Raw genomic sequence first — 8,022 nt, 5'->3', positions numbered from 1 at the left:
CCTGCTCGATGGCTCGGCGGACGGCGCGCACGCGCGTGGTGGGGGAGGCGTCCGCCCGCAGCTCCTCGACGGCGCGTGCCAGGACGGCGCCGCGCAGGTCGGCCACGGAGGCGGTCACGTGGTGCTGCCCGGCGTCGACCCCCACGACGCGGCCCGCCCGGGGTGCGAAGGCGTAGCGACGGGCCGGGCGGCCCATGCGGTACTCGCCGGCGGCCCGCGCGTCGTCGAGCTCGCCGACCCAGCCGCGGGCCACGAGCTCGTCGCACAGCGCGAGCACGGTCGAGCGCGTCAGGCCGGTGTCGGCCATGACGTCGCTGGCCGTGAAGGTCGGCCGGTCCCAGACGAGCCGGAGGACGGCGGCCGCGTTGGTGTGCCGCAGCAGCCGCGCCGAGCTGGCCACGGGGTAGGAGTCCACCCCTTGACTCTAACCTGGGCGGCGTACATGATCGTGCGAGTAAATCTAGTCACTAGATTTAAACCTCGTGCCAGTGCCGGAGCGGGGCGGAACGCAAGGAGACGATCACGTGCCCGAACCCTCCCCTTCACCGTCGAAGGGACCGAGCCGGCGGTCCTTCCTGGCCGCGGGCCTCGTCGGTGCCGGTCTCGCGCTGACGGGGTGCGCCCCGTCGGGGCGGTCGGCAGCCGTGTCCTTCTACCAGTCCAAGCCCGAGGTCATCGGCTACTTCGACGAGCTGCTGGCCCGGTTCCGCGACGAGCGGCCGGGCATCCGGGTCGCCCACGACGTGACGACCGACCTCTCTGCCGGCTTCGCCCGCAGCGCGCCGCCGGACCTCGGGTGCTCCAACTACAACTTCGAGATCGCGCGGTTCGTCGAGCACGGCGCCCTCAGCGACCTCGGCGACATGCCGGAGGCCGACCGGGTCAACCCCGACCTGCTGCCGCTGATCGGCCTCACGGCGTCCTACCCGGGCCGCACCAGCGTGCTGCCCTACTCGCTCATGGTGGCGGGCGTGCTCTACAACCGGGAGATCTTCGACCGGCACGGCCTCGAGGTGCCGACCACGTGGTCCGAGCTCCTCGACGTGTGCGAGGCGCTGGCCGGTGCGGGCGTGACGCCGATCTACGCGACGTACACCGAGCCGTGGACCATCGGCCAGGGCCTGTTCGACTACACGGCGGGCGGCATGGTCGACGTCACGGCCTTCTTCCAGGCGCTCGCGGAGCAGGGCGCCGACACGGGCCCGGACTCGCCGGTCTCGTTCCGGAACCAGTTCCGCGAGCCGGTCGAGCGCATGCTCACCCTCACGCGCTACGTCAACCCCGACGCCGCGAACAAGGGCTACGGCGACGGCAACCTCGCCTTCGCCCGGGGCGAGGCGGCCATGTACTTCCAGGGCCCGTGGGCGCTCGCGGAGATCGCCAAGACGTCGCCCGAGCTCGACGTCGGCGTCTTCCCGCTGCCCATGACCGAGGACCCGGCCGACCGCAAGGTGCGCGTCAACGTGGACCTCGCGCTGTGGGTCCCCGAGATGTCGCCGCGGCAGGAGGCCGCGCGCGAGCTCGTGTCGTTCCTGCTGCAGCCGGACGTCGTGGACACCTACAACGCCGACAACCTCGGCTTCGGCGTCACGACGGACGCGCCGCCCGTCACGCACCCCGCCCTGGTCGAGGTGCAGCCCTACTACGACGCGGCGCAGTTCTACCTCGGCCCGTCGCAGCTCGTGCCCGAGTCGATCCCGCTGCACAACTACGTGCAGTCGCTCGTCACGGGCGCCGACCCGGACACCGTGCTGCGCACCCTCGACGCCGACTGGGCCCGACTGGCCCGCCGCTCCTGACCCGTTCCCGCCCTGACCCGTTCCCGCCCTGCCCCTACGTCCCGAGGACTCCACATGGCGATCCACGCCGCACCCGCCGCGAGCCGCACCGCCGCGGCCCCGGCCACGGGTGCCGCGGCGCGTCCCGCCCGACGACGGCGCGTCGACGCGACGTACTACCTGTTCCTGCTGCCCACCGTCGCGCTGTTCACGCTCGCGATCACGCTGCCCGCCGTCATGGGCGTCGTGTACAGCTTCACCGACTCCATCGGCTTCGGCGAGTACCGCTTCATCGGCCTGACCAACTACGCGGTGCTGTTCACCGACCCCGCGATCCTCTCCTCCTACGGCTTCACGGTCGGGTTCGCGCTCGTCACGGTGCTCGTCGTCAACGTCGTGGCGTTCCTGCTCGCGATCGGGCTCGCCGCCCGCATCCCGGCCCGCGCGGCGCTGCGCACCGTGTTCGTGCTGCCCATGGTGGTCTCCGGCATCGTCATCGCGTACGTGTTCAGCTTCCTGTTCTCCACCGCGCTGCCGCGGTTCGGGTCGGCGCTCGGTCTCGAGGCGCTGCAGACCAGCCTCCTGGCGAACCCCGACCTCGCGTGGACGGCGATCGTCGTCGTCACCGCGTGGCAGGCCGTGCCGTCGGCGCTGCTCGTCTACACGGCGGGCATCATGTCGATCCCCGACGAGGTGTACGAGGCCGCGAGCATCGACGGCGCGTCGGGGTGGCGGCAGCTGCGCACCATCACGCTGCCCCTGCTGGCCGGGTACGTGCTGATCAACGTCGTCATCGGCTTCAAGAACTTCCTCAACGCCTACGACGTCATCGTCGGCCTCACCGACGGCGGGCCCGGCACCGCGACCCGCAGCGTCGCGATGACGATCTTCTCCGGGTTCCAGGGCGGCGACTACGCCTACCAGATGGCGAACGCCACGATCTTCTTCCTCATCGCCCTCGTGCTGGCGCTGCTCCAGCTCCGGCTCACGCGCGGACGGGTGGCGGTCCGATGAGCCGGCGCGTCGACGTCCCCGTCACCGCGACCCTGCTGCTGTGCACGCTGGCCGTCCTGGTGCCGCTGTACGTCACCGTCACCATGGCGTTCAAGACCGGCGAGCAGGCCGTGGACGGCAACGCCTTCTCGCTGCCGTCGCCCGCGACCTTCGACGCCCTCGCCGAGGCCTGGCGGCTGACGTCCTTCCCGCGAGCCTTCACGGTGTCGGTGCTGGTCACGCTCGTGTCCGTCGTCGGAACGGTGATCCTCAGCTCCGCGGCCTCCTACGCCGTCGCGCGCAACTGGGACCGGCGGCTGTTCCGCTGGTCGTTCTTCTACCTGCTGGGCGCGATGTTCCTGCCGTTCCCCGTGCTCGCGCTGTCCCAGGTGCGGCTCACGGGGCTCGTCGGCCTCGACAACCCCGCGGGCGTCGCGATCCTGCACGTCATGTTCCAGCTCTCGTTCAGCACCCTGCTGTACACGGCGTTCCTGCGCTCGCTGCCCGCCGAGCTCGAGGAGAGCGCGCGGCTCGACGGCGCGACGACGTGGCAGGTGTTCTGGCGGCTCGTCTTCCCGCTCCTGGCCCCGATGAGCGCGACCGTGGGGATCTTCGCGTTCCTCGCGTCCTGGAACGACTTCATGATGCCGTCGATGATCACCGCGGATCCCGCGTTGCAGACCCTGCCCGTGGTGCAGAACATCTTCCAGAGCCAGTTCTCCAGCAACTACGACGTGGCGTTCGCGTCCTACCTCATGGCGATGGCGCCCGCGATCGTCGTCTACCTGTTCACGCAGCGCTGGGTGATGTCCGGGGTCACCCAGGGCGCCGTCAAGTAACCCGAGAGCCGCAGTACCGCACGTCTGAGACCGAGCAAGGAGACCGATCACCCCATGACCGAAGTGATGGACACCCGCCTGACCCCGGACGAGAGCGCGAGCGACGCCACCTGGTGGCGGCAGGCCGCCGTCTACCAGATCTACCCGCGGGCCTTCGCGGACGCCAACGGCGACGGCCTCGGCGACCTGCCCGGCATCACCGAGCGCGTGCCGTACCTGCGGCGCCTCGGCGTCGACGCGGTGTGGCTCAGCCCGTTCTACCCGTCGGCACTCGCCGACGGCGGGTACGACGTCGACGACTACCGCGACGTCGACCCGCGGCTGGGCACGCTCGAGGACTTCGACGCGCTCGTCGCCGCGCTGCACGGCGCCGGCATCAAGCTGATCGTCGACCTCGTGCCCAACCACACCTCCGACCGCCACCCCTGGTTCCAGGAGGCGCTCGCCTCGCCCAAGGGCTCGCCCGCGCGCGACCGCTACATCTTCCGCGACGGCAAGGGGCCCGACGGCGCCGAGCCGCCCGCGGACTGGCCGTCGACGTTCGGCGGGCCGGCCTGGGAGCCGGTCGGTGACGGGCAGTGGTACATGCACCACTTCGCGACCGAGCAGCCGGACCTCAACTGGAAGAACCCGGAGGTGCGCGCGGACTTCCTGCACACGCTGCGGTTCTGGTCGGACCGGGGCGTGGACGGGTTCCGCGTCGACGTCGCGCACGGGCTCGCCAAGGACCTCGGCGACGAGCTGCCCAGTCAGGCCGAGCTCGACGCGATGCCGTGGGACGGGAACCACCCGCTGTGGGACCGCGACGAGGTGCACGAGATCTATGCCGAGTGGCGCGGGGTCTTCAACTCCTACGACCCGCCCCGCACCGCCGTCGCCGAGGCGTGGGTGGCCGCCGACCGCCGCGCACGGTACGCGAGCGCGGAGGGGCTCGGGCAGGCGTTCAACTTCGACCTGCTCGAGGCGGACTTCGACGCCGCGCAGTTCCGCGAGATCATCACGTTCAACCTCGAGCTCGCGGCGTCGTCGGGCTCGTCGACGACGTGGGTGTTCTCCAACCACGACGTCGTGCGGCACGCCACGCGCTACGGCCTGCCGCCGCGCCGCACCGCCGACGGCGAGGTCCGCGAGAAGCAGGGCAAGAAGTGGCTCCTGGCCCGCGGCGCCGCGCCGGCGCTCGACCGTGAGCTGGGGCTGCGCCGGGCCCGCGCGGCGTCCCTGCTCGAGCTCGCGCTGCCCGGCTCGTCGTACCTGTACCAGGGCGAGGAGCTCGGGCTGCACGAGGTGCCCGATCTGCCGGACGAGGCGCGCCAGGACCCGACGTTCTTCCGGAGCCCTGGCGTCGACGTCGGCCGCGACGGCTGCCGCGTGCCGCTGCCCTGGACCCGCGAGGGTGCCTCGTTCGGGTTCGGCTCCGGGCCGGCGGACCTGCCGCAGCCGGACTGGTTCGGTGACTACGCCGTCGAGGTGCAGGACGGCGATCCCGGCTCGACGCTGAACCTGTACCGCAGGGCCCTGGAGCTGCGCCGCGAGCTGCAGACCGACGAGGAGATGGTCTGGGTCGAGACGGGCCGCGACGACGTGCTCGCGTTCCGCCGGCCGAACGGCTGGCTGAACGTCACGGCGTTCGGCGACGAGCCCGTCGACCTGCCCGCGGGCGAGGTGCTGCTGACCAGCGCCCCGCTCGAGGACGGAAAGCTCCCGGGCGCGACGACGGCCTGGCTCCGCGCCTGACCGCTTCCCGGCCCCGCCGAGGTAGTCATGTGGCGAGGTAGTCGTGTGGCGAGGTAGTCGTCTGGCGAGGTAGTCACCGGGCGAGGTAGTCGTGACTACCTCGCCCTGTGACTACCTCGCCCTGTGCGGCGCCGACTCCGCCGCGTGGGCGATGTTGCGCTGCATGCCGCCGAAGACGATGCCGTGGAACGGGCTGATGCCCCACCAGTAGAGCTGGCCGAGCAGGCCGCGCGGCACGAAGATCGCACGCTGGCGGAAGGTCGGCCGGCCCGCGCCCGAGTCCTCCACCGACAGCTCGAGCCACGCCAGCCCCGGCAGCCGCATCTCGGCGCGGAGCCGGAGCAGGCGGCCGGGGTCGATCGTCTCGACGCGCCACCAGTCGAGCGCGTCGCCCGGCGCGAGGCGGTGCGGGTCGCGGCGTCCGCGCCGCAGCCCCGGCCCGCCGAACAACCGGTCCATGAGGCCGCGCGCGACCCAGCCCAGGCGCCACGAGTACCAGCCGTGCGCGCCGCCGATGCCCTCGATCACCGTCCACAGCGCCTCGGGGGACGCGTCGACGGGGCGCGCCCGGTCGTCGACCAGCAGGCTCCCGCCGGTCCACTCGGGGTCGTCGGGCAGGGGGTCCGACGGCGCCCCCGGCGTCGACGCCGACGACCAGCGCGTCCGCACGTCGAGCTCCCGGATGCGCGTCAGCGCAAGGCCCACGGCCTCGTCGAACCCGAGCAGGCCGGCCGGTGGGTCCGGGACGTACTGCCGGATGTCGTCCTCGCGAGCGACGACCTCGTGCACGAGCGAACCCACCAGCGGCCGCGCGATGCCCGGTGGCACCGGCGTCACGAGCCCCACCCACAGGCTGGCCAGCCGCGGCGTCAGCACGGGCACCGCCCGGATCACGCGGCGGGGCAGGCCGGCGACGGCGGCGTAGCGCTGCATCATCTCGCGGTAGGTCAGGATGTCGGGGCCGCCGATGTCGAAAGCCCGGCTGACGTCGGCCGGGATCGTGGCGGCGCCGACGAGGTACCGCAGCACGTCGCGCACCGCGATCGGCTGGATGCGGTTGTCGATCCAGCGCGGCGCGACCATCGCGGGCAGGCGCTCGGTGAGGTACCGCATCATCTCGAACGACGCGCTGCCCGACCCGAGGATCACGGCGGCGCGCAGCACCACGGTCGGGGCGCCGCCGTCGAGCAGGATCTCCTCCACCTCGCGGCGGGACTCGAGGTGGGGCGACAGGCGCTCGTCGTCGGGGTGCAGGCCGCCCAGGTAGACGACCCGGCCGACGCGCGCCTCGCGGGCGACGACGGCGAAGCCGCGCGCCGTGCTGCGGTCCCGCTCGGCGAACCCGCCGCCCCCGGCCATCGCGTGGATGAGGTAGTAGGCCACGTCGACGCCGTCGAGTGCGCCGCGCAGGTCGTCGCGGGACGTCGCGTCGCCCGTCACGACCTCCACGCGGTCGGACCACTCGCGCGCCGCGAGCCGTTCGGGGTGTCGCACGAGCACGCGCACGGCGTAGCCCGCGTCCAGCAGCTCGGGCACCAGTCGCCCGCCGATGTATCCCGTCGCGCCAGTCACCAGGACCTGGGTCATGCTGGCCACCCACCCTCGAAAGATCAGGAAGTCTGGCAGATTACTAGTTAGGCTAGACATGATCTCCGCCGGTGGCCTCCCGGGCCGGCGGAACGACGAGCGGGGGAGCACCCATGGCGCAGGAGAGGTCCGCGGACAGAGGCAGGCAGGTCGCCGTCACCTTCAGCTACCTGGTGTGCCTGGTCGGGTCGATGATCGGCGTGGGACTGTTCGGCGGGACGCCGATCGCCGATGCCGCCGGCGGCGCGCTGGACTCGGCGGCGACGCCGGTGGCACCGGCGTCGGGCGCGTTCTCGGTCTGGAGCGTCGTGTACGCGGGGCTCGCCGGGTACACCGTGCTGCAGTGGTTCCCGGTGGCGCAGGAGCGGCAGCGGCAGCTGCGCCTGCCCGTCGCCGGGAGCATGCTGCTCAACGCCGCGTGGATCCTCGTGGTCCAGGCGGGCCTGCTCTGGGGCAGCGTGCTCGTCATCGCGGCGCTGCTCGCGCTCCTCGGGCGCATTTTCGTGATCCTGACCCGTACCCGCCCCGACGGGCTGCTCGACCGCGTGCTGGTCGACGGCACGCTCGGCATCTACCTGGGCTGGGTGTGCGTCGCGACGGTCGCCAACATCGCCGCCGCGCTGGCCGCCTCGGGGTTCGGCGGCGCCGGTCTCGGGCCCGACGGCTGGGCCGTGGCCGTCCTCGTCGTCGTGGCGGGGCTCGGCGTGGCGCTCGCCGTCCGCGGCGGCGGGCGGTTCGCCGTCGGCGCGGCCATCGCGTGGGGGCTCACGTGGATCGCCGTCGGGCGGTCGAGCGGCGAGCTCGAGTCTGCGCCCGCGGCGTGGGCCGCTGCGGCCGCCGCCGCCGTCGTGCTGGGCGCGACGCTGGTGATCGGCGTGCGCCACCGGACGGTCGCCGCGCCCGCGCCGAGGTAGTCACAGGGCGAGGTAGTCAAAGGGCGAGGTAGTCACGACTACCTCGCCACGTGACTAGGCGGATTCAATCGGTGGTTGCAACACCGGTTGTGTCGGCTGAGAGTAGCTTGCTCATTGCTTCGTAGGGTGTGTGCCAGTCCAGGACCTTGCGGGGTCGTCCGTTCATCACCAGGGCGA

At 72.3% G+C, this 8,022-nt stretch carries 7 protein-coding genes; 5 read left to right on the top strand and 2 right to left on the bottom strand.

Translation table 11 applies throughout. From position 1 onward, the window contains the following. Nucleotides 1–415 (bottom strand): helix-turn-helix domain-containing protein (locus tag HLB15_RS21005; protein ID WP_311979604.1); only part of this gene is annotated, 415 nt, incomplete at its 3' end. Nucleotides 416–524: 109 nt separating this feature from the next. Between HLB15_RS21005 and HLB15_RS21000 the strand changes: the two genes are divergently transcribed. From HLB15_RS21000 to HLB15_RS20985, 4 genes are read left to right on the top strand one after another with little or no spacing between them, the layout of a single operon-like run. Then, entirely contained in the window at nt 525–1,799 is a 1,275-nt protein-coding gene (locus tag HLB15_RS21000) for an ABC transporter substrate-binding protein (protein WP_171108323.1), read from the top strand. 54 nt (nt 1,800–1,853) lie between these two features. Continuing rightward, nucleotides 1,854–2,792 carry a carbohydrate ABC transporter permease gene (locus HLB15_RS20995; protein WP_171108320.1) on the top strand — a complete coding sequence of 313 codons (939 nt, stop codon included), beginning with the start codon at nt 1,854–1,856 and terminating at the stop codon, nt 2,790–2,792. Next, nucleotides 2,789–3,610: a carbohydrate ABC transporter permease gene (locus HLB15_RS20990; protein ID WP_171108317.1), complete on the top strand. Its 822-nt coding sequence runs from the start codon at nt 2,789–2,791 to the stop codon at nt 3,608–3,610. Before HLB15_RS20995 ends, HLB15_RS20990 begins: the two co-directional genes overlap by 4 nt. A 54-nt stretch (nt 3,611–3,664) precedes the next feature. Continuing rightward, a complete protein-coding gene (locus tag HLB15_RS20985; protein WP_171108315.1) occupies nt 3,665–5,344 on the top strand; it encodes a glycoside hydrolase family 13 protein in 1,680 nt (559 codons plus the stop codon). Nucleotides 5,345–5,455: 111 nt separating this feature from the next. On the opposite strand, the gene HLB15_RS20980 is transcribed toward HLB15_RS20985, so the two are convergent. Next, nucleotides 5,456–6,931: an SDR family oxidoreductase gene (locus HLB15_RS20980; protein ID WP_171108312.1), complete on the bottom strand. Its 1,476-nt coding sequence runs from the start codon at nt 6,929–6,931 to the stop codon at nt 5,456–5,458. A gap of 113 nt (nt 6,932–7,044) precedes the next feature. Here HLB15_RS20980 and HLB15_RS20975 point away from each other — a divergent pair, with 113 nt between their 5' ends. After that, a complete protein-coding gene (locus HLB15_RS20975; protein ID WP_171108310.1) occupies nt 7,045–7,845 on the top strand; it encodes a TspO-related membrane protein in 801 nt (266 codons plus the stop codon). The last annotated feature ends 177 nt before the right edge of the window (nt 7,846–8,022 follow it).

The organism is Promicromonospora citrea, assembly GCF_013004695.1.
Taxonomy (GTDB): Bacteria; Actinomycetota; Actinomycetes; order Actinomycetales; family Cellulomonadaceae; genus Promicromonospora; species Promicromonospora citrea.
This window is presented reverse-complemented; position numbering and strand designations above follow the sequence as displayed.